Raw genomic sequence first — 17416 nt, 5'->3', positions numbered from 1 at the left:
CAAACCACCCGAAGGTACCTGCTGGGACCCCCGGGAGGGGGTCGGACACGGCAACCTCCGGACAAGTCTGGCCACCTGGTCAGGTCAGGTGGCCAGCGTGCCTGATCAGGTCAGGGCGAGCGTCGATGCCTTGCGTGAGTCGAGCACCGTGTCGATGAGGCCGTAGTCGATGGCCTGGGCGGCGGTGAGGATCTTGTCGCGCTCGATGTCGCGGCTGACCTGCTCGGGATCACGACCGCTGTGGTCGCTGATCATCTTCTCGAGCAGCTCGCGCATCCGGAGGATCTCGTTGGCCTGGATCTCGATGTCCGAGGTCTGGCCGAACGTGCCCTCGGTGTAGGGCTGGTGGATGAGGATCCGGCTGTTGGGCAGGGCCATCCGTTTGCCGGGGGCACCTGCAGCGAGCAGGACCGCCGCCGCCGAGGCCGCCTGGCCGAGGCAGACGGTCTGCACGTCGGGGGTGATGAACTTCATCGTGTCGTAGATCGCGGTGAGCGCCGTGAAGGAGCCACCTGGCGAGTTGATGTAGATCTGGATGTCCTGGTCGGGGTTCATCGACTCCAGGCAGAGCAGCTGCGCCATGACGGCGTTGGCCACGTCGTCGGAGATCGGCGAGCCGAGGAAGATGATGCGGTCCTCGAAGAGCTTGCCGTAGGGGTCGATGCGGCGGAACCCGTAGGAGGTCCGCTCCTCCCACTGGGGGATGTAGTAGTTCATGGCACTCAGCCCTTCTGCCGCGCGGGGCGGCCCTCGTCGGCAGCGTCGCGAGCGCTCTTGATGACCTGGTCGACCAGGCCGTACGCGAGCGCCTGGTCGGCGGTGAACCAGCGGTCGCGGTCCGCGTCGTTCTCGATCTGCTCGACCGTCTGGCCGGTGTGCTCCGCGATGAGCTCGAGGAGGACCTTCTTGATGTGCAGCGACTGCTGCGCCTGGATCTTGATGTCGGAGGCCGAGCCGCCCATGCCGGAGGAGGGCTGGTGCATCATGATCCGCGCGTGCGGCAGGGCGTAGCGCTTGCCCTTGGTGCCGGCGCAGAGCAGGAACTGGCCCATCGAGGCGGCCAGGCCCATGCCGACGGTCGCGACGTCGTTGGGGATGTAGTTCATGGTGTCGTAGATCGCCATGCCGGCGTCCACGGAGCCACCGGGCGAGTTGATGTGCAGGAAGATGTCGGCCTCGGGGTCCTCTGCCGAGAGCAGGAGCAGCTGGGCGCAGATCGCGTTGGCGTTCTGGTCGCGCACCTCGGAGCCGAGGAACACGATGCGCTCTCGCAGCAGCCGCTGGTAGATGTGGTCGTCGAGGACGTTGAGCCCGCCGCCCGCGCCCATCTGGGGGCCGTGCGACGCGCCTGCGGGACTGGGAATCTGGTTCACGTGTTTGACAGTAGCCCGAAGGACCGACAGTTCCACGGGCATTGGGCCCCTGTTCGCCGAGAGCAGATTTCCCTCAGGTGGACTCGGCGCTGACCTTCAGCCGGGCCACGGTTGCGGCCATCCCCTGCTCGAGCTCGTCGGCATGGCCCTCGCTGCCACCGAGGAACAGTGGGGCGAAGGCACGACTGATCGCCGTGAGTGCGGTCGGCACGGGGCGGCGGTGCACGACGCGGGTGCCGGCGCCCTCGGCGGAGAGCTCCCAGATCCACCGCGCACCGCTCGAGCGGGTGTCCCAGGCGAGGGTGCGTCCGGGCTCCAGGACCGCCACCACCGAACGAGTCGGCCACACGACGACCTTGCGGCGGTTGATGCCGAGGTAGGCCTGCCCGACGCGCAGCCCGCCCGGCTTGAGCGGCACCATCCGCACCAGCTCGGGACTCCACTGCGCCATCTGCGAGAAGTCCGTCAGCAGCGACCACACCCGGTCAGGGACGGCGTCGATGACGGTCTCGACCCGCAGCTCGCGATCAGCACTCACGCGAGCCAGTCTCGCATGGCGGCGTGAACCTTCGGATGGTTGAGCAGACCGAAGTGGTCGGTGCGGCCGACGTGAAGGACATCGGCACCCGGGAACAGCTCGCTGCCGCGCTTGTCCCGCCCGTAGGCGGAGCTGGGGCGCACCAGCAGGTCACCCACCACGTGGCCCACGAGGTGGCGCTGCGACTCCGTGAGGGTCGCGGCTACCAGGCGGTAGCGCGCATGCGGCAGCGCCGGGACGTCGTGCGCCAGGCCGGCCACGAGGTCGTGCACGCCCACGGAGCGCCAGTCGAGGATCCGGCCGAACGCCGCTGTCTCGGGCAGCCGCGCCAGCCCGCGACTCCCGTGCCCGATCCCCCAGGCGATCGGAGCGCCGAGATGGGGCGTGCCGAGGGTGATGACGTCGGAGATGTGCTCGGCCCACGGCTGACCCGAGGCAGGCGGCTCGGCGGCGACCGCACCGGCCGCCCGGATCACCAGCCCGCCCAGGGAGTGACCGACCAGGGCCACGCGCGTCACGGGGATCGGCCAAGCGTCGACGAGACGCTGCATCAGTGCCGCCAGCGCCACGCCGTTCTCGCGCAGCGACAGGCCCGTGTTGGCGCGCAGGAAGAGCGGCGACCAGCCCTGCCCGGCCAGCGCCTCGCCGTACGTGGTGCCGATGTCGTCGCGGTGCAGGTCCCAGTAGGACTCGTTCTCGCACAGGCCGTGCAGGAACACCACCAGGCGCCCGCTCGCGTCCGGGTACGACGAGGCGAGGGCGTCGTGGGTGAGCTCGACGTCGCGCCCCCCGAGACGCACGGCCATCGGGATCGCCATCTGGGGTCGGTCACGCAGCAGCGTGTCGCCGATCAGGCCGTTGACGGCCGAGCTGACAAACCGACCACGCGGCGTCTCCTCGAGCCGGGGTCCGACCCCGGTGGCAGCGAGCTTGTCCAGACCGACCGACGCCGCGCGGAGGCCGGCGGTGAGACCCCCGTAGACCGCGCCCGCGATGCCGCGGTGCACCAGGTCGGGGACCGTCGAGGTGCCACCCGTGGCACGCCGCGCCACGCTTCCGACGCGGTCGGCGATGGCGAAGTGGGTGTCGCGCGCGCTCTTGACCACGAGCTCGCCGGCGACCTCGGAGAGCAGCGACAGGGCGTCGATGACGCTAGGCCCGGGCGGGACCACGGAGGCTTCGGACATGGCAGGACCCTACCGGATTGAGTGCACAGTCGTTCACTCAATCCGGCAGGGTTCGGATCACAGCTCGGTCAGGACTGAGCCGGTGCCTCGTCCGACTCCTCGGCAGCCTCGTCGGCTTCGACGACCTCGGCAGCCTCGTCGGCCTCGGCCGCGGGGGCCTCGACCTCGGGCTCGGGCTCACCGATGGTGCCGTCGGGTCGCAGGTTCTTCAGCTCCACCACGTTGCCGGAGGCGTCCTTGACGACCGCGGTCTCCACGATCGCCGCGAGCGCCTTGCCGCGCAGGATCTCCTGGACCATCTCCGGGATGTGGTTGTGCTCGAACATGTGGTTGGCGAACTCCTGGGGGTCCTGGCCCGACTGCTGGGCCCGGCGCACCAGGTGGCCGGAGAGCTCCTGCTGGTCGACGCCGAGCTCCTCCTTCTTCGCGATCTCGTCGAGGATGAACTGCGCGGCGACGGCGTCGCGGACCCGGCGGTCGAGGTCGGCCTCGAACTCCTCGACGGTCTGCTCCTCGTCCTCGAGGTACTTCTCCATGGAGATGCCGGCCTGGCCGAGCTGCTGCTCGATGTTCTGACGGCGGGCGTTGAGCTCGTCGGTGACCATGCTCTCGGGCAGCGGCACGGAGACCTTCTCGAGCAGGACCTCGAGGACGGCGTCGCGCGCGGCGGCGGCCTGCTCGAGGCGCTTGCCCCGGCCGAGGCGCTCGCGCACGTCGGCGGAGAGCTCCTCGATGGTGTCGAACTCGGAGGCGAGCTGGGCGAACTCGTCGTCGTAGTCCGGGAGCTCCTGCTCCTGGACCTGGCTGATGCTGACCTGGATCTCGACGGCCTCGCCGACCTGGTCACCACCCACGAGCTCGGAGGAGAACGTCTTGTCCTCGCCGGCGGACAGGCCGACGAGCGCCTCGTCGAGGCCCTCGACCATGCCACCGCGACCGACCTGGTAGCTCATGCCGCTCACCTCGGCGCCCTCGACGACCTCGCCGTCCTTCACGGCCTTGAGGTCGAGCACCACGAAGTCGCCGTCGGCGGCCGGGCGCTCGACGTCGGTCAGGGTCGCGAAACGCTCGCGGAGCGCCTTGACCTGCTCGTCGACGTCGTCGTCAGCGACCGTGACGTCCTCGACCTCGGCCTCGATGCCCTCGTAGGAGGGCAGCTCGATGGTGGGCTTCACGTCGACCTCGGCGGTGAACTCGAGGGTCTCGTTGTCCTCGAACTTGGTCACCTCGATGTCGGGCTGCGCGAGGGGCTGCAGGTCGTTGGCCTGGAGGGCCTCGATGTATTTCTGCGGCAGCACCTCGTTGATCGCCTCGTCCAGCACGGTGCCGCGCCCGACCTGACGGTCGATGACCATCGGGGGCACCTTGCCGCGACGGAAGCCGGGGATGTTGATCTGCTGGGCGATCTTCTTGTAGGCCGCGTCGAGGCTCGGCTTGAGCTCCTCGAAGGGCACCTCGACAGTCAGCTTGGCCCTGGTCGGGCTCAAGTTCTCGACGGCGCTCTTCACAGGTGGTCTCCTCATGGATGTGGATTGAAAGGCTGGTGCGTCGGGGCGACAGGACTCGAACCTGCGGTCTCCTGCTCCCAAAGCAGGCGCGCTAGCCACTACGCTACGCCCCGTCGTGCATGCTCAAGACGCCCTCCGCGGGTGCGGAGGAGCTCCTTGGAGCGGATGACGGGAATCGAACCCGCGTAATCAGTTTGGAAGACTGGAGCTCTACCATTGAGCTACATCCGCGCGTGTGCCTCCACGCCCGTCCGGAGCGTGAAATGTGCGGTTGTCATGGTGCCACACGCGCGGCACAGACCCCCAAACGGCCCCGTCGGACACGCACCTGCGCCGAGCGGCGTCAGGTGCGGTGGACCACCAGCATCGCCCGGTCGTCGTCGCGTGAGCCGAGCGCCTCGGTGAGGCGTGCGGCCGCACCATCGAACGAGCCACGCAACAGCGACTCGGCCTGGCCGAGCATCCGGTCGATGCCCAGGTCGATGTCGCGCCGCGGCTCCTCGACCATGCCGTCGGTGTAGAGCAGCAACGCATCACCGCGACCGAGGCGTCCGGTCGCGCAGTGGAACTCGGCATCCTCGATGAGGCCCAGGACGGGGCCCTCGGTGCGCAGCACGGACCAGCGACCCGAGCCGGCCAGGCGGTGCGCGGCCGGCGGGTGGCCCGCCGTACGGATCTGGAAGTCACCGGTGGCGAGGTCGAGCGAGAGGTGGACGGCGGTGGCGAAGCCCTCGTCCCAGTCCTGGCGCAGGAGGTAGTCGTTGGCCGCCGGCAGGAACTGCTCGGGTGGCAGGGCGCCGAGCAGGCCGCCGAACGAGCCCGAGAGCAGCAGGGCACGGGTGCCGGCCTCCTCCCCCTTGCCGGAGACGTCGACCACGACGACGTCGAGGGCCGATCCGTCGGGGCGACGTGTCGCGACCACGAAGTCGCCGGCGAAGAGGGTGCCACCGGCCGAGGTCAGCGCCGACTGGACCAGCCAGCCCTCCGGCAGGTCGGGGATGCCGCCTTGGGTGAGGATCCGGTCACGCAGGTCGATGAACATCGACTCACCACGCATGCCACCGACCCCCAGGTTCGCCCGCCGGAAGCTCGTGCCGAGGACGAAGGAGCCCATCGCGAACTGCACGGCCGTGGTAGCGACGATGCGCGGGGTGATCTCGACCTGGAGGGACACCGAGATCGTGAGCAGCACCATCAGGAGGATGACGAACCACGGCAGGGTGCGGGGACCCAGGAGGATGCTCGCCACGAGCAGCGGCAGCATCAGGGCGACGAACGGCATCTCGACCGGCCACAGGGCCACACCGACCGTGATGCCCACCGCGACCACGACCAGCCAGAGCGCGATCCGGGTCTCCGTCGTGAGCCCACGGCGCCGGAACAGCAGCCAGGCGCGACGCCACGGAGGCGTCACGACGGAGCTCTGGGCGTCAACGGTGGCAGTCATGGGTTTCCCGGCAGTGGAGGAGGAGGGGCTCAGCGTAGGGCTCGTGAGCGGAACGTGGGCTGGCAACGCGGACACCAGAACACGTTGCGTGACTGGAGGACGTCGGTCCGGACGCGCGACCCGCACACCAGGCAGGGCTGGCCGTGCCGACGGTAGACGTAGACCTCGCCGCCGTGGTCGTCGGCCCGCGGTGGGCGGCCCATCGCCTCGGGCGTGTGCTCGGGGCGCACGGTGTCGATGCGACCGGTGCGCACTCCTTCGGCCATGAGTACCACGAGGTCGTCCCACATCGCCGTCCAGCGGCTCACCTGGAGCGTGCTGCCGGGACGCAGCGGGTGCGTGCGGTGCCGGAAGAGGACCTCGGCCCGGTAGACGTTCCCGACCCCGGCCAGCACCGACTGGTCCATGAGCAGCCCCCCGATCGACGAGCGGCTGCGCCGGATCCGGTCCCAGGCGCGGTCAGGGTCCTGGTCGGCGCGCAGCGGATCCGGTCCGATGCGGGCAAGGACCGCGTCGCGCTGCGCACGCGTGACCAGGTCACAGGTGGTGGCGCCGCGCAGGTCGGCGTACGCCGCTCCCCGCGCGTCGCGGGCGAGGAGACGCAGGCGCACCTGGCCCACCGGCTCGGGCACCTCGTCGACGACCGGGTGCACCGCGAACGTGCCGTAGAGCCCGAGGTGGACGTGGACGAACACCTCGCCAGGGAAGCCGATGAACAGATGCTTGCCCCAGGACTCCGCGCTCTCCAGCACCTGGCCGTCGAGCAGGGCCGCGGACTCGGCGAAGCGCCCCTGCGGGCTGCCCACGCCCACGGCACGCCCGGCGAACGCGCCCGTCAGGTCCCGGGCCAGCCGGTGCAGGGTGTGGCCCTCAGGCATCGCGGTCAGGCATCGCGGCGGGCGGACTCCGGCAGCGGCGGCAGCTTGCCGGTCTGCTCGTAGGAGCCCAGCTGGGCGATCCGGCGGACGTGGCGCTCGTCGCCGGAGAAGGGGGTGGCGAGGAAGACCTCCACGAAGCGGGTCATGTCCTCGAGCGAGTGCATGCGGCCACCGACCGAGACGACGTTGGCGTCGTTGTGCTCGCGAGCGAGCACCGCGGTGTCCTCGGACCAGACCAGAGCCGAGCGGATGCCCGTGACCTTGTTGGCGGCCATCTGCTCGCCGTTGCCGGAGCCACCGACGACCACGCCGAGGCTGTCCTGGCCGACGGCCCGGTCCTCGGCCACGCCCGCCGCCGCTCGCAGGCAGAAGACGGGGTAGTCGTCGAGCGCGTCGTAGACGAAGGGCCCGTGGTCCACGGGTTCGTAGCCGTGCTCGCCCAACCAGGCCACCAGGTGGTCCTTGAGCTCGAGGCCGGCATGGTCGGATCCCACGTGGACGCGCATGGCGGGCATCTTTTCAGACGCTCGCGACAACCCAACCCGCCGTCCAGGCGTCACACCTTCTGGACGAGCCCCACGTCACACCCATCGACAATCCATTCTCGGGAGATCCTGTGCCTCACCACCGCCGACCCCTTGCCGCTCTCGCCGCAGGTGTCCTGGCCACCCTGACCCTGTCGCTGCTGCCCGGCTCCGCCGCCGCGGCACCAGCACCCGACGACCCCCTGGACGCGCTGCAGCACCCGCTCGCGCTCGACCGCGGTCCGGCGCCGCGGGTGATCTCGATGGTCGGCAACCTGGTGCGCTTCCCCGGCGGTCGCACGGTCCGCTTCACGCCACCCGCGGAAGTGACCGGCGGTGCGCGGCTGATCGGCGCCTGGCGCCGGGACGCGCTCGTGTGGGCGCCGACCGGGGCGAAGGAGGCCACGGCGTACCGGATCCGGCCCGGCGGTGCCGTGGTCCGCGTCGGCGGTCCGGTGCCGCACAGCTACGGCGGCGAGTCGGACTGGCAGGTGGCGGGAGACAAGCTGTGGATCGTCTCCTCCAACGCCAGCTTCAGGACAAGGCTGTCCCAGGTGGACCTCCCGAGCGGCCGCGTGCTCCGCCAGCGCACCTCGGGGAAGGGCCGCAGCTGGATCCTCCTCGACACGACCGAGCACCGGGCCCTGGTCTCGGACAGGTCGCTCGTGCAGGTGTGGCGGGGCAACGGGGAGCTCGAGACCCTGTTCCGCGGCCCGAACGGGGTCTACGGCGACGTGTCGTTCGGAAGCCTCGAGCACGACTGGTTCGCCCTGCGCACGAGCGACGGCACGCAGCTGCGACGGATCTCGCGGCCGGAACGCGTGGTGTGGAAGGCCGGCTTCGAGAACGAGATGCTGCCCTTCGACATCTCCGGCGACGGCAAGGTCCTGCTGACCACGCAGTACGAGACCTACTCCCCCGAGCTGCGCGCCGCGGGAACCGGACGCATCCTCCGGCGCTACGACGGCGGCTACGAGAACGCCTACAACGACAACGAGATGCTCGTCCTCGAGGGCAGTCGCGCGTTCCTCGTGGTGATGAACCTCCGCGTGGACGGCAAGCCTCGCGAGGTGCTGGTGCGCTGCACCGTCGGCGGCGACTGCGAGCGCGCCTCGCGGATCGCGTCCAGGATCACCCTGCAGACCTACGGCTCCTGACACCGGCAAGGAAGCCGGCCACCTGGCGCGTCAGCTGCTCCGCGGCCGGGAAGACCCGGTCGTGGCGCCAGAAGCCGTGGACCTGCCCGAGGACGCGCGAGGCCGAGACCTCGACGCCCTGCTCGGCGAGCAGCCGCGCGAGGTGCTCGCCCTCGTCGCGCAGGGGGTCGTGCTCGGCGGTCACGACGAGCGTCGGGGGCAAGGTGCCGAGCCGGTCAGAGTGCAGCGGCGCGAGATCGGGATCGGTCAGGTCGTCCGCGCTGGCGGCGTACTGCTTCCAGTACCAGGCCGCCTCGCGCGGGTCGAAGCCGTCGGCGGAGGTGACGTAGGAGTCGAAGCCCTGGCTGGGGTCGAGGAACGGGTAGATCAGCACGACCGCGTCGAAGCGGCCCGGCTGGCGCAACGCCGCCACGAGCGCGAGGTTGGCACCCGCGCTGTCGCCATGGGCGTACGTCGGCCCCTCGACGCCGAGGGCACCTCCCTCGCGTGCCACCCAGGCGAGCACCGTGTCGACGTCGTCGGGCGCGGCCGGGAAGCGGTGCTCGGGCGGGCGCCGGTAGTCGACGCTCAGGACCGCGGTGCCGGCACGGTTGGCCAGCCGTCGGGCGGGAGCGTCGTGCACCTCGATGTCGTTGAGGACGAAGCCACCGCCGTGCAGGTGCACGATCACCCCGGGCACGGCGTCCTCGGGCACGTAGAGCCGGCACGGCACGCCGTCGGCATCGAGGTCCGTCACCTGGGCGACGTCCTCACGGGGCTCGGCCAGCGCCGCCCGCTGCGCCTCGGCACGCGCGGCGTCGATGTCGAAGCCGGGGTCGTGGACCGGCCGCTCCCCCGCCGCGGCCACGACGGCGCGACGGGCCTCGGGGAAGAGCACCGCCCTAGCGCTGCATGAGCGCGTCGAGGCCCACGGCGATCGCCGCGGCCACGCGGAAGTCGATGCGCTGGTCAGGCACGTGCACGGTGTATTTGTCGCGGACAGAGCCCTGGCGTTCGACGCCCAGCAACGGCTCCCCGTTGGCGCCGACGAAGTCGAAGTGGATCGGCAGGAACGGGATGTCGGTGAAGCGACGGATGATCGCGATCGCCTGGCTCCGCTCCTGCCCCGTGCCGGCGTAGCCCGCTCCCTCCATGTGGAACGTCGAGCGCAGCAGGCTGGCCCCGAAGTCCTTCCGGAAGAACCCGATCTGGTTGCGCGCCTCGTCGAAGATGTCGTAGCCGGCGTTGAGGTCGATCTTCTTGCGGGCCTTGAAGCTGAAGACCGGGCGGGTCATCGTGTCGTCGGCGAAGAAGGTGACCTCCTCCTTGAAGGCCATCCGCTTCTGCTGCGCGACCCCCATCGACTGCCCGAAGGTGCCGTCGGGGTTGGCCGCGAACAGCTCGTAGCGGTTGGTCGTCATTGCGAACTTCTGCTTGACGTAGAACGTCGGCAGGTACATGGCGGTCATGGGCTGAGCCTAGAAGATCGTGTGCCGACCTCTGTGCAGCTCCGCCGCGTCGTTGGTCGGGTTGTCGGTCGACGGTCGGCGGTGTCGGGCCGTTCGTTCGTTGGGCGAGCGGCGGGTGCGCCCCCGTGCGAGCCCCTCGGGTGAGTCCGGGTCGAGCCGCGTGTTCGGTGGTGAGCCACGTGGTTGTGGGTCGAGCCGGCCGAGCCCCTGGGCGAGGCGGCGTCGAGACCCGCCGAGCCAGGAAGCAGGCCCACGGGGGACGCCCGTGGGGCCCACGAAAATGAGTTCGAAGAAAGTTTCGCTTGACGTCTCACCAGGTGGGATCCGGGGCCCGAAAGGGGGGCCGCTGTCGGTGGGCACGGCTTCAATGGATCTATGACCGAGCAGCCCGGAGGCGACGACAGCATCAGCGTGCTGACCGCGCTCCGAGGCGAGCGCGTGAACCGCGATCAGGCCGAGATCCGCCTCCTCCAGCACATCGTCGATTGGTGCGTGATCCATGAGACCGACGACGAAGACGCCGCGTCGTTCGGCGACCACGGCATCCCCCTCGCCGGCGACGGCGCCCCCTGGGTCCTCGAGTTCGCGGTCATGGAGCTCTGCGCCGCCCTCGGCCTCTCGACCGACGCCGGGAAGCGTCAGGTCGGGTCCGTCCTCGAGACCCGTTACCGGTTGCCGCGGCTGTGGGAGAGCGAGGTCGGTCGCGGAGCAGACCATGTGCCTGCCACCAGCGGGTGCGGCGTTCGTGGACCGCCACGTCGCCCACGTCGCACACAAGGTGTCCTACCTCCAGCTCAAGCGCCTCGTCGAGGAAGCCCGCACCCGGTTCGACCCCGCCGAGGCAGAGAAGCGCGCCCGCGCTGCCGCCGACTGGCGGCACGTGTCGATCCACACCCAGGACGTCGGGGTGAACGGCACCGTCGACCTCACCGGCACCCTGGACCTGCGCGACGCGCTCGACCTCGACGACGCCCTCAACCGGGGTGCGGCTGAGGTCGGGGTGGCGGGGTGCGAGGAGTCCCACGACGTACGCCGCTCCATCGCCGCCGGTGACCTCGCCCGCGGCACCCAGTCCCTCCCCTTCGACGAGACGGGTGAGGCGTCGACCACCGGGACGCCGCCGAGGAGCCGGGTCGTGCTCCACGTCCACCTCGCCGAGGCAACCCTCGATGGTGACGTGGAGGGGTGCCTGGGCCGGGTGGAGAACACGAGGTCGCCGATCTGGGTCGATCGGGTCCGCGACTGGTGCGCAGCATCCGACGTCCAGGTGATCGTGAAGCCAGTCATCGACCTGGCCGAGCACGTCCACGTCGAGGCCTACGAGATCCCCGACCGCCTCCGGGTCCAACGCGAACACATCGACCACCACTGCGTCTTCCCGTGGTGCACCAGACCAGCGAGATCCTGCGACATCGACCACGTCGTCGCCTACGAGCAAGGTGGGAGCACCTGCTCCGACAACACAGCACCCCTGTGTCGGGGGCACCACCGCGCCAAGACCCACTCCGGGTGGACCTACGACACGATCGACCACGGCGCCTACGTGTGGCGATCACCCAACCGGCTCTACTTCCGCGTCGACGGCACCGGCACCACCCCCGTCACGACGCCCAGCGCACCACCGGGCGAGACCTGAGTCCACCGGCCCCACACCCCGCCGCCGGCGGGGCCACAGGCACGTCCAGACCCGGACGGGGTGAGGACGGTCGTGGAGGATCCGAGGCCGACTGGAAACCCAGGTGCATCAGAGAGGAGAAGCGGGCTAGCTTCCCCGTCATGACGACCGACGCAGACGAGTGGTGGTCCGACGACGGCGAGGCTCGCGACATCTTCCGCCGGGGAGACTTCGTTCATCGGACGCCTCAACCCTGGACCCCGGCCGTTGCCCAACTGCTGCTCTACCTGGAATCAGTCGGCTACGACGCTGCCCCCCGTCACTGTGGATACGACGATGAAGGCCGTGAAATCCTGACCTTCCTGCCCGGCGAGGACGGTCCCGTCTCTTGGGGCTACCTGCACTCGGACGACGTACTCGCAAGCGTTGCACGACTGGTGCGCAGCTATCACGACACCGTGCGCGGATACCGACCCTCGCCCGACACGAAGTGGGCCGACTCGTTCGGTGCGCCAGGCGACGGCGAGGTCTTGTGTCATGGCGACTTCGCCCCCTGGAAACTGGTGTGGCAGGACCAACGAGCCGTTGGCATCTTCGACTGGGACTTCGTCCGCCCAGCCGAGCCGATGTTCGACGTCTACTACGCGATGGACTGGACCGTTCCCTTCCGGGATGACGAGACCTGCCGCGACTTCCACCACTTCGAGTTCGCGCCTGACCGGGCGCACCGCGTGGGCGTGTTCCTCGATGCCTACGGCGTCGAAGCGATACCGGCGAACGTGGCTGCCGGGGTGGCCGGCGTGCGCCGACGAGTCAAGGCCACGACGGCGTCGTTGGCCGAACGCGGGATCGAGCCGCAGGCGCAATGGGTGGCGGAAGGCCTGCTCGACAAGTCGGAGTCCACGTCTCGGTGGATTGAAGGCAACTCCGTCCTCTTCCAGCCCTGACTGCTGGCAGCCATGGCATCAACGTTCCTTTCATGCCGTCACGCCACGACCCGCGCGGCCCGGGTCTCGACGCCTACCCTCGCGCCGCCGGTCAGGGGCAGGTGCCGACCTCGACGCTGACGCAGGTGTCGGCGCCGCCACCGGGGTGGACCTCGTCGGTGCCGGGGCCGCCGTCGAGCTGGTCGTCGAAGGGGGAGCCCCAGAGCTCGTCGTCGCCGCCGAGGGTGAACACCTGGACCGGGCCGCCGGAGGAGAGGGCGACGACGCGGTCGGGGAGGTCGGCACCGGAATAGGTCCAGGCGGAGCCCCCGATCAGGTCGTAGGAGGTGAAGCGACGCACCCTGGCCAGGATCGTCCCCGTCGCCAACGTGCCCTGGCGTCGGGTGAGCACCAGCTCGCCCTCCACCCCGGTGGCGTCGAGCACGACGCTGTTGTTGCCGGTGCCGCCGTCGATGATCAGGTCATCGTGCACGGTGGCGTTGATCTGGTCGCCTCCGGCACCGCCGTCGATGATGACCGGGGCGTCGCTGGCGGTGAGTGCGAGGTCGGTCCCGTGGCCGAGGGAGATCTCGTCGGGGCCGGAGAAGGACGAGACCTGGTCGTCGCCGGCACCGGTGAAGACCAGGTCGCGGTCCCCCACAGCGTGATCGACGACCTGCCGCTCGGTGAGCACCTCGTCGTCGCCCGCGCCGGTGCGCACACGGTCGGCCCCCGCCCCGGCGACCACCTTCACGTCACCGGGCACGCGCACGTCCAGGACGTCGCCGAACCTCGACCCCACGACGGTGAGACGGCGGGCGCCCACGACCCGGTCACGCCCCTCGCCGATCACCACCCCGGGCGCGTCGCCGGGAGCGCCCAGCCTCATGCGGACCGGGCCGGCCGACTGGTCCCAGGCGAGGGTGTTGGGGAAGTTGCCGGTGTCGGCTGCGACGTGGAAGCCGACGTCGAGCAGGTCGTCGCCGGGGCCGCCGCGCAGCGTGTCGCCCGCGATCCCCGGCCCGCCCTGGTCCTCGAAGGCCCGGTCGCCCTCACCGTGCAGGCGGTCGTTCCCCGGCCCGCCCCACAGCACGTCGGCACCCGGCCCGGCGCACACGAGGTCGTCGCCACCGCCAGCGCGGACGACGTCGTCCCCACGACGGGCGACGATGACGTCGTGCCGCGGCGTCCCCACCAGCACGTCGCGACCGTCGGTCCCGACGAGGGTGGCGCGCTCGCCGTGGCACGTCGGCGGCACCGCACCGGCCTGAGCAGCATCGGCAGCAGGGACGACAGGCGCCAGGACGGCGAGCAGCAGCGGCGCGAGGAGGCCCGTCGTACGACGGGAGCGGGAGGTGGTCATGTCCATTGCGACGCTCGCCACGACGGATCGGTTCGCGGCCTATAGCGTGGCGCCATGTTCTCCAAGGTGTTGGTGGCCAACCGCGGCGAGATCGCTATCCGAGCCTTCCGTGCGGCCTACGAGGTCGGCGCGCGCACGGTGGCGGTCTTCCCGCACGAGGACCGCTGGTCGGAGCACCGGCTGAAGGCCGACGAGTCCTACGAGATCGGTGAGCGCGGGCACCCGGTACGCGCCTACCTCGACCCCGACGGGATCGTCGCGGTCGCGGTGAAGGCGGGGGCGGACGCGATCTACCCGGGCTACGGCTTCCTCTCGGAGAACCCCGCTCTGGCCGAGGCCTGCGCCAACGCCGGCATCACCTTCGTGGGCCCAACCGCCGAGGTGCTGACCCTGACGGGCAACAAGGCCCGCGCGATCGCGGCTGCGAAGGCCGCGGGCGTGCCGACGCTGGCCAGCGTCGAACCCTCGACCGACGTCGACGCCCTCATCGAGAGCGCCAGGGACATGGCGTTCCCGCTGTTCGTGAAGGCGGTCGCGGGTGGCGGCGGTCGCGGCATGCGCCGCGTGGACGACGCCAAGGACCTGCGCGAGGCGGTCGAGACCTGCATGCGTGAGGGCGAGGGCGCCTTCGGCGACCCGACCGTCTTCATCGAGCAGGCCGTCGTCGAGCCGCGCCACATCGAGGTCCAGATCCTCGCTGATGGTGAGGGCAACGTGATCCACCTCTTCGAGCGCGACTGCTCGGTGCAGCGCCGTCACCAGAAGGTCATCGAGATCGCGCCGGCGCCCAACCTCGACCCCGAGCTCCGAGAGCGGATGTGTGCCGACGCGGTGCGGTTCGCGAAGGAGATCGGCTACCGCAACGCCGGGACCGTGGAGTTCCTCCTCGACCCCGAGGGCAACTACGTCTTCATCGAGATGAACCCCCGCATCCAGGTCGAGCACACCGTGACCGAGGAGGTCACCGACGTCGACCTCGTCCAGTCCCAGCTGCGGATCGCCGCGGGTGAGACCCTCGCCGACCTCGGCCTGTCCCAGGACTCCATCGTGCTGCGCGGCGCCGCGCTGCAGTGCCGCATCACCACCGAGGACCCCGCCAACAACTTCCGACCCGACACCGGCGTCATCACGACCTACCGCTCCCCCGGCGGTGGCGGCGTGCGCCTCGACGGCGGTACGACGTACACCGGGGCCGAGGTCTCCGCGCACTTCGACTCGATGCTCGCCAAGCTCACCTGTCGCGGCCGCACCTTCGACATGGCGGTGCAGAAGGCGCAGCGGGCGGTCGCGGAGTTCCGCATCCGTGGCGTCTCCACCAACATCGCGTTCCTCCAGGCGGTCCTGGCGGACCCCGACTTCACCTCCGGGCACATCACCACCTCCTTCATCGAGACCCACCCCCAGCTCCTCCAGGCCCGCGCGTCCGGCGACCGCGGCACCAAGCTGCTGACCTACCTGGCCGACGTCACGGTCAACCAGCCCCACGGCCCGGCACCCTCGAGCCTCGACCCCGCGACCAAGCTGCCCGACGTGGCGCTCGACGTGCCCGCACCCGACGGCACCCGCCAGCAGCTGCTCGCGCTGGGGCCCGAAGCGTTCGCCCGCCAGCTGCGCGAGCAGACGAACGTCGCCGTGACCGACACGACCTTCCGCGACGCCCACCAGTCGCTGCTCGCCACCCGGGTGCGCACCAAGGACCTCCTCGCGGTCGCCGGGCACGTCGCCCGCACGACACCCGAGCTGTGGTCACTCGAGGCCTGGGGCGGGGCGACGTACGACGTGGCCCTGCGCTTCCTCGCCGAGGACCCCTGGGAACGGCTCGCCGCGATCCGCCAGGCGGTGCCGAACATCGGGCTCCAGATGCTGCTGCGCGGACGCAACACCGTCGGCTACACGCCCTACCCGACGGCCGTGACCAACGCGTTCGTCGCCGAGGCTGCCGCGACCGGCATCGACGTCTTCCGGATCTTCGACGCCCTCAACGACGTCGAGCAGATGCGACCCGCGATCGAGGCGGTCCGCGAGACCGGCACGACGATCGCCGAGGTCGCGCTCTGCTACACCGGCGACCTCTCGAGCCCCGACGAGAAGCTCTACACGCTCGACTACTACCTGAAGCTCGCCGAGCGCATCGTCGGGGCCGGCGCGCACGTGCTCTGCATCAAGGACATGGCCGGCCTGCTCCGCGCGCCCGCCGCCCGCACCCTCGTCACCGCCCTGCGCGACGAGTTCGACCTGCCGGTCCACCTCCACACCCACGACACCGCCGGCGGCCAGCTCGGCACGCTGCTCGCCGCCATCGACGCCGGCGTCGACGCCGTCGACGCAGCGACCGCCTCGATGGCCGGCACGACGTCGCAGCCGCCGCTGTCCGCGCTGGTGTCCGCGACCGATCACTCCGAGCGCGAGACCGGGCTCTCGCTGGCCGCGATCAACGCGCTCGAGCCCTACTGGGAGGCGACCCGTCGCGTCTACGCACCCTTTGAGTCGGGCCTGCCCGGGCCGACCGGTCGCGTCTACCGCCACGAGATCCCCGGCGGCCAGCTCTCCAACCTGCGGCAGCAGGCGATCGCACTCGGCCTGGGCGAGAAGTTCGAGCAGGTCGAGGACATGTATGCCGCGGCCAACGACATCCTCGGCCGCATCCCCAAGGTCACCCCGTCCTCCAAGGTCGTCGGCGACCTGGCGCTCTCGCTGGTCGGCATCGGCGCCGACCCGGCCGAGTTCGCCGAGGACCCCGCGAAGTTCGACATCCCCGACTCGGTCATCGGCTTCCTCAACGGCGAGCTCGGCGACCCCCCGGGCGGCTGGCCCGAGCCGTTCCGCACGAAGGCGCTCGAGGGCCGCACCTGGACGGCACCCGCCTCCGAGCTCACCGCCGGCCAGTCGGCGGCGCTGAGCGACGCGAGCTCCGCCACGCGTCGCCGCATGCTCAACGAGCTGCTCTTCCCCGGCCCCGCCAAGACCTTCGCCGAGTCGCGCCAGACCTACGGCGACATCTCGGTCCTGCCGACCCTCGACTACCTCTACGGCCTGCGACGCGGCGAGGAGCACGAGGTGGAGCTGGAGGAGGGCGTCACGCTGCTGCTGGGGCTGCAGGCCATCGGCGAGCCCGACGAGCGGGGCTACCGCAACGTGATGGCGACCATCAACGGCCAGATGCGCCCCATCAGCATCCGCGACTCCTCTGTCGCCTCCGAGGTCGCCGTCGCCGAGAAGGCCGACGCCTCCAAGCCCGGCCACGTCGCCGCCCCCTTCCAGGGCGCGGTCACCATCACCGTCGCAGAGGGCGACTCGGTCAAGGCCGGCGACACCGTCGCGACCATCGAGGCCATGAAGATGGAGGCCTCGATCACCGCCCCCGTCGACGGGACCGTCGAGCGCGTCATGCTCAACGGCACCCAGTCGGTCGAGGGCGGCGACCTGGTGCTCGTGCTGTCCTGAGCGGATCA

At 70.6% G+C, this 17416-nt stretch carries 15 protein-coding genes and 2 tRNA genes; 4 read left to right on the top strand and 13 right to left on the bottom strand.

Annotated features, from left to right (window positions below):
- Nucleotides 1–105: 105 nt before the first annotated feature.
- From BM204_RS02495 to BM204_RS02450, 10 genes are all read right to left on the bottom strand, one after another.
- Nucleotides 106–717, bottom strand: coding sequence for an ATP-dependent Clp protease proteolytic subunit (locus BM204_RS02495; protein WP_091110154.1), 612 nt, complete (start codon nucleotides 715–717; stop codon nucleotides 106–108).
- 5 nt (nucleotides 718–722) lie between these two features.
- Nucleotides 723–1328 carry an ATP-dependent Clp protease proteolytic subunit gene (locus BM204_RS02490; RefSeq protein WP_091110153.1) on the bottom strand — a complete coding sequence of 202 codons (606 nt, stop codon included), beginning with the start codon at nucleotides 1326–1328 and terminating at the stop codon, nucleotides 723–725.
- 118 nt (nucleotides 1329–1446) lie between these two features.
- Complete coding sequence (locus BM204_RS02485; protein ID WP_170259297.1) at nucleotides 1447–1911, bottom strand: SRPBCC family protein; 465 nt, start codon at nucleotides 1909–1911, stop codon at nucleotides 1447–1449.
- Nucleotides 1908–3098: a lipase family alpha/beta hydrolase gene (locus tag BM204_RS02480; protein WP_091110150.1), complete on the bottom strand. Its 1191-nt coding sequence runs from the start codon at nucleotides 3096–3098 to the stop codon at nucleotides 1908–1910. The genes BM204_RS02485 and BM204_RS02480 overlap by 4 nt, the downstream gene beginning before the upstream one ends.
- Nucleotides 3099–3166: 68 nt before the next feature.
- Entirely contained in the window at nucleotides 3167–4606 is a 1440-nt protein-coding gene (gene tig / locus BM204_RS02475) for a trigger factor (protein ID WP_170259298.1), read from the bottom strand.
- 40 nt (nucleotides 4607–4646) lie between these two features.
- Nucleotides 4647–4719 (bottom strand) — tRNA-Pro (locus BM204_RS02470).
- A 44-nt stretch (nucleotides 4720–4763) separates the two neighbouring features.
- Nucleotides 4764–4837: transfer RNA gene (locus BM204_RS02465), tRNA-Gly, on the bottom strand.
- Nucleotides 4838–4949: 112 nt separating this feature from the next.
- Entirely contained in the window at nucleotides 4950–6053 is a 1104-nt protein-coding gene (locus BM204_RS02460) for a PP2C family protein-serine/threonine phosphatase (protein WP_091110146.1), read from the bottom strand.
- A gap of 29 nt (nucleotides 6054–6082) precedes the next feature.
- Nucleotides 6083–6931, bottom strand: coding sequence for an Fpg/Nei family DNA glycosylase (locus BM204_RS02455; protein WP_091110145.1), 849 nt, complete (start codon nucleotides 6929–6931; stop codon nucleotides 6083–6085).
- A 5-nt stretch (nucleotides 6932–6936) separates the two neighbouring features.
- The gene (locus BM204_RS02450) at nucleotides 6937–7437 is read right to left on the bottom strand and encodes a ribose-5-phosphate isomerase (RefSeq protein ID WP_091110668.1); all 501 of its coding nucleotides are present in this window, start codon (nucleotides 7435–7437) and stop codon (nucleotides 6937–6939) included.
- A gap of 110 nt (nucleotides 7438–7547) precedes the next feature.
- Here BM204_RS02450 and BM204_RS02445 point away from each other — a divergent pair, with 110 nt between their 5' ends.
- The gene (locus BM204_RS02445) at nucleotides 7548–8612 is read left to right on the top strand and encodes a hypothetical protein (protein WP_091110143.1); all 1065 of its coding nucleotides are present in this window, start codon (nucleotides 7548–7550) and stop codon (nucleotides 8610–8612) included.
- Here the strand turns inward: BM204_RS02445 and BM204_RS02440 are convergent.
- Nucleotides 8587–9489 (bottom strand): alpha/beta hydrolase, encoded by a 903-nt coding sequence (locus BM204_RS02440; RefSeq protein WP_091110142.1) that lies wholly within the window; start codon nucleotides 9487–9489, stop codon nucleotides 8587–8589. The two genes, BM204_RS02445 and BM204_RS02440, sit on opposite strands and share 26 nt — an antisense overlap.
- A 4-nt stretch (nucleotides 9490–9493) precedes the next feature.
- Nucleotides 9494–10060 carry an LURP-one-related family protein gene (locus BM204_RS02435; RefSeq protein ID WP_091110140.1) on the bottom strand — a complete coding sequence of 189 codons (567 nt, stop codon included), beginning with the start codon at nucleotides 10058–10060 and terminating at the stop codon, nucleotides 9494–9496.
- 715 nt (nucleotides 10061–10775) lie between these two features.
- Here BM204_RS02435 and BM204_RS02430 point away from each other — a divergent pair.
- On the top strand, nucleotides 10776–11696 hold the full coding sequence (locus tag BM204_RS02430) for an HNH endonuclease signature motif containing protein (protein WP_143099635.1): 921 nt from the start codon (nucleotides 10776–10778) through the stop codon (nucleotides 11694–11696).
- Between the two features lie 140 nt (nucleotides 11697–11836).
- Nucleotides 11837–12622 (top strand): phosphotransferase, encoded by a 786-nt coding sequence (locus BM204_RS02425; RefSeq protein WP_091110137.1) that lies wholly within the window; start codon nucleotides 11837–11839, stop codon nucleotides 12620–12622.
- A 91-nt stretch (nucleotides 12623–12713) separates the two neighbouring features.
- Here BM204_RS02425 and BM204_RS02420 read toward each other — a convergent pair whose 3' ends face one another.
- Nucleotides 12714–13964, bottom strand: a complete 1251-nt coding sequence (locus tag BM204_RS02420; protein WP_170259264.1) for a calcium-binding protein — start codon at nucleotides 13962–13964, stop codon at nucleotides 12714–12716.
- A gap of 54 nt (nucleotides 13965–14018) precedes the next feature.
- Between BM204_RS02420 and BM204_RS02415 the strand changes: the two genes are divergently transcribed.
- Nucleotides 14019–17408 carry a pyruvate carboxylase gene (locus BM204_RS02415; protein ID WP_091110134.1) on the top strand — a complete coding sequence of 1130 codons (3390 nt, stop codon included), beginning with the start codon at nucleotides 14019–14021 and terminating at the stop codon, nucleotides 17406–17408.
- Nucleotides 17409–17416 lie beyond the last annotated feature (8 nt).

The sequence above is a fragment of the Nocardioides psychrotolerans genome (assembly GCF_900113685.1).
GTDB classification, from domain to species: domain Bacteria; phylum Actinomycetota; class Actinomycetes; order Propionibacteriales; family Nocardioidaceae; genus Nocardioides; species Nocardioides psychrotolerans.
This window is presented reverse-complemented; position numbering and strand designations above follow the sequence as displayed.

What these genes read in the sequence shown, in the direction of transcription:
- BM204_RS02435 (WP_091110140.1), bottom strand. Translation starts at nt 10,060, where the DNA reads ATGACCGCCATGTACCTGCCGACGTTCTACGTCAAGCAGAAGTTCGCA.
- BM204_RS02455 (WP_091110145.1), bottom strand. Translation starts at nt 6,931, where the DNA reads ATGCCTGAGGGCCACACCCTGCACCGGCTGGCCCGGGACCTGACGGGC.
- BM204_RS02420 (WP_170259264.1), bottom strand. Translation starts at nt 13,964, where the DNA reads ATGACCACCTCCCGCTCCCGTCGTACGACGGGCCTCCTCGCGCCGCTG.
- BM204_RS02490 (WP_091110153.1), bottom strand. Translation starts at nt 1,328, where the DNA reads ATGGGCGCGGGCGGCGGGCTCAACGTCCTCGACGACCACATCTACCAG.
- BM204_RS02430 (WP_143099635.1), top strand. Translation starts at nt 10,776, where the DNA reads ATGTGCCTGCCACCAGCGGGTGCGGCGTTCGTGGACCGCCACGTCGCC.
- BM204_RS02415 (WP_091110134.1), top strand. Translation starts at nt 14,019, where the DNA reads ATGTTCTCCAAGGTGTTGGTGGCCAACCGCGGCGAGATCGCTATCCGA.
- BM204_RS02450 (WP_091110668.1), bottom strand. Translation starts at nt 7,437, where the DNA reads ATGCGCGTCCACGTGGGATCCGACCATGCCGGCCTCGAGCTCAAGGAC.
- BM204_RS02460 (WP_091110146.1), bottom strand. Translation starts at nt 6,053, where the DNA reads ATGACTGCCACCGTTGACGCCCAGAGCTCCGTCGTGACGCCTCCGTGG.
- BM204_RS02425 (WP_091110137.1), top strand. Translation starts at nt 11,837, where the DNA reads ATGACGACCGACGCAGACGAGTGGTGGTCCGACGACGGCGAGGCTCGC.
- BM204_RS02495 (WP_091110154.1), bottom strand. Translation starts at nt 717, where the DNA reads ATGAACTACTACATCCCCCAGTGGGAGGAGCGGACCTCCTACGGGTTC.
- BM204_RS02480 (WP_091110150.1), bottom strand. Translation starts at nt 3,098, where the DNA reads ATGTCCGAAGCCTCCGTGGTCCCGCCCGGGCCTAGCGTCATCGACGCC.